The sequence below is a fragment of the Rhizobium sp. CF122 genome (genome assembly GCF_000282035.1).
In the GTDB taxonomy this organism is placed as follows: Bacteria; Pseudomonadota; Alphaproteobacteria; order Rhizobiales; family Rhizobiaceae; genus Rhizobium.
In genome coordinates this window covers 1-735 of the sequence record NZ_AKKA01000108.1, presented here as the reverse complement: position 1 = coordinate 735, position 735 = coordinate 1, and the positions used below count along the sequence as shown (strand labels likewise).

Here is a 735-nt window from a genome sequence, read left to right as displayed (position 1 = left end):
TGTCACTCAAGCCCTTGTTGACACCACGCAGCGTCTGGAGTGCGGCCATTGCGGAGTTATTGGTCAGAATGCTGGTCATTTTTAATTTGCCCCTTTGGCATAATTGATAGGAAGGGACACTCCGGACTACCGGGAACGGCGATCAGCATCATGCCTGTTGACTGCTCTCTTCGTGCTCAGTCAACTCGCCGTTTCGATAGGCACATAAAACCTTATCATGGTTAAGAAATGCTGAACCAAAAAATTAAAAATCATTAAAAATATCCGTTGGTTAGCTTGACTTCATTAACCGGAAATTAAAACATTTGCGGCCGGGGCAAGCCCCGGCCGCAAATCTCTTTCTCTGTTGCTGCGCGAGGCTATTATTAGCCGCGGAACAGCGAGAGGATGTTCTGCGAAGAGGAGTTCGCAATCGACAGCGACTGGATTGCCAGCTGCTGCTGGGTCTGCAAGGCGCTGAGCTTGGAGGACTCTTCTTCCATGTCGGCGTCGACCAGGCGGCCGATACCGGAGTCGATCGAGTCGCTGAGCGAAGATACGAAGTCGGTCTGGATGTCGACGCGCTGCTGGAGCGAACCGAGCTGCGAACCGAGGGTCGTCATGTTCTTCAGAGCGGTTTCGACGTCCGTCAGCAGGTTGTCGATGTTGGCCTGGGTCGTGCTGGCGCCGATCGTGAAGCCGTAGATGGAGCTACCCGAGCTGGCGCCGTTCGTGCCGAGGATACCACCCGTCGTC

The 735-nt window shown here is 54.3% G+C and carries 1 protein-coding gene; it reads right to left on the bottom strand.

Going from position 1 to position 735, the window contains the following annotated elements:
- Positions 1–365: 365 nt before the first annotated feature.
- Positions 366–735, bottom strand: a 370-nt coding sequence (locus PMI09_RS26145; protein ID WP_007801447.1) for a flagellin, incomplete at its 5' end; no start/stop codon positions are given.